Annotated in this window: 3 protein-coding genes; all 3 read right to left on the bottom strand. The window is 42.9% G+C overall.

All coding sequences use genetic code 11. The features are described from left to right. Nucleotides 1-701: hypothetical protein (locus FP827_03745; GenBank protein ID MBA3052188.1), on the bottom strand; the 701-nt coding region annotated here is incomplete at its 3' end. A 49-nt stretch (nucleotides 702-750) separates the two neighbouring features. Then, the gene (locus FP827_03740; protein ID MBA3052187.1) at nucleotides 751-987 is read right to left on the bottom strand and encodes a sulfur carrier protein ThiS; all 237 of its coding nucleotides are present in this window, start codon (nucleotides 985-987) and stop codon (nucleotides 751-753) included. 11 nt (nucleotides 988-998) lie between these two features. After that, entirely contained in the window at nucleotides 999-2,153 is a 1,155-nt protein-coding gene (gene nifS, locus FP827_03735) for a cysteine desulfurase NifS (protein ID MBA3052186.1), read from the bottom strand. Between the last annotated feature and the right edge of the window lie 250 nt (nucleotides 2,154-2,403).

The following is a 2,403-nucleotide window of genomic DNA, read 5'->3' as shown; positions in this document are numbered from 1 at the left end:
TAAAAAAGACGAATTGTCTCATTTTCATCGTCGTTCTTGTATTCAAATGCTGTTTTTAGAGATTTTAAGTTATCTATAAATTGCGGAACTTCTTCTACTGGTTGTTCCTTTAGTTTGATAATTTCCTTTCCATCTAGCCATAGAAATTTATCTATTTGCCTAAAACTAAGGTTCTCTACCCTATAATATTTTCTAAAATCTTCAAGAGTGTTTTTAAACTTGATGTAATTCCTCAATTCGTCTTTTTTAAATTTTGAAAAACTATCCTTCTTTTGATATTCAACTAAAATATTTTCAACATACCTATCAAATATAGGATACTCGTTTTGATTATGCCAACTACAGTATTTAGTAGCAAAGGAATAACATTTTTTTAACTTTCCCGATATTGTAATATTAGCTATTAGATTTACTATCTTTGGGTCGCCTGTTTTGATATACGAATCAACTCCCAAATCTTGTATGTGTTTTGCCATTGTAAAAGTAGCATAAAGATGTGTGCTATAAAAATTATCAATAACACCCACCTTCAATAAAATATCTTTGATTTCAATATTATTTGGAAATGTCCCAAATAATTGCGTAATAGCTTGATCTGCTAAATACGTCCCCTCATTCTTGTCATATTTTTCAACATACTCAAGTATTAAATTTTCAGTTATATTTTTTAATTCCATTTTTGATGATAACCCTTTCTTCATTAATCGTCTACGCGACCGCTGGCGGCGTTTGTCTCTCGTCCATCTTATTTCATCCGCCGCCGATAGGATGAAATATCTGCAAGTCGTTTCCCGTCTTTAGAATTGTGTTCTTATCAACTCGCTTTCCGTTCACGAGATAGACAAAAAAAGCGATGGCCGACTTTTGATATTGAAGTTCCTTTTCCATAAATTCTTCAATACTGATATTACGTCCTATTTCTTTAATAAACTTCTTTCCGTGCGGACTGTTGAGCGGCCCAAAAAGTTCAACTTTAATTTTGACCATTTTCTCAGTTCTCACTGCTCATACAACGGCGACATCGCTCTCAATTTATTTATGATCCCGGGGAGGATGCCTGTGACAAAATCAATATCTTCCTCACTGTTATCTTTTCCCAGGCTGAACCTTATGGAACCCTGCGCGATGGCGTGGTCCAGGCCCATGGCCAGCAGAACATGCGATGCCGAAAGCGAGCCCGAGGTACAGGCCGAACCGGATGAGACAGCCACGCCCTCCATATCCAGATTAAGGATGATCGACTCACCTTCCACAAATTTGAACGAAACATTCAGCGTGTTCGGCGTCCTTTTATCCGGATGGCCGTTCAGCTTTACATCCTTTATGTTGTCCTTGATGCCCTTCCACAATCTGTCTCTCAAACCCTCTATGCGTTTATTCAAGGAATCGCCGTCGCGGCGGGCTATTTCAATCGCCTTTGCAAAGCCCACTATCCCCGCGACATTTTCCGTACCCGCCCGCCTGTTTTTTTCGTGGTGGCCGCCAAGGAGCAGAGGCGACATTTTTACGCCTTTTCTCTTATACAGCACCCCCGCGCCTTTGGGCGCGTAAATTTTGTGTCCGGAAAATGAGAGCAGATCCGCATTCATCTTATCAACATTCAACGGCACTTTCGTTAAAGACTGCACGGCGTCGCTGTGAAATATGATCCCCTTTTCCCTCGCGATAGCGCCGATCTCTACGAGGGGCTGGAGCGTTCCCGTCTCATTATTCGCGTGCATGATCGTTATGAGAACCGTCTCATCCGTTATCGCCTTTTTAAGCTCATCAATACTTATGACGCCGAATTCATCAACGGGAAGATATGTCACCCTGAATCCCTTCTTTTCGAGATACTTACAGGTATTCAGGACGGCGTGATGTTCTATGACGGAAGTTATAATGTGGTTGCCTTTTGACGCGTTGGCCTCCATCACTCCCCTGATAGCCGTGTTATCTGATTCGGTGCCGCCGGATGTGAAAATGATCTCATCCTCCGAGGCGCCGATAAAAGCGGCTATCTTCTCTCTTGATTCCTCAACCGCCGAGCGCGCCGCGCGGCCGAAAGCGTGAATACTGGAGGCGTTGCCGTAAACTTCCTTATAAAAAGGCAGCATCGCGTCCAGCACTTCGGGATGCACGGGCGTTGTGGCGTTGTGATCAAGATATATCATATCCCCTCTCCCTCTCTGAATTTTTCATCTCCTGGTTTTGAAAAAACCTGCTCTATTTTTTTCTTTTGGGCCTCAAGCCGCTCATCTATTTTGCTTATCACGCCTTCCATCTCCTCAAGTCTCTTGACACGCCCGTCTATTTTATCCGTTTCCCTCAGCACAAGTTTGATAGCGTCCGCCACAGGGTCGGGAAGCCTGCCGTGTTCAAGATCAAATAAATGCTCCTTGCTGAAACCGGCTCCCAGCCTTG

It is taken from the genome of Candidatus Omnitrophota bacterium (assembly GCA_013791745.1).
Taxonomy (GTDB): domain Bacteria; phylum CG03; class CG03; order CG03; family CG03; genus CG03.
Note: the sequence above shows the minus strand (reverse complement) of the source record. Positions and strands in the feature narration are given on the sequence as shown.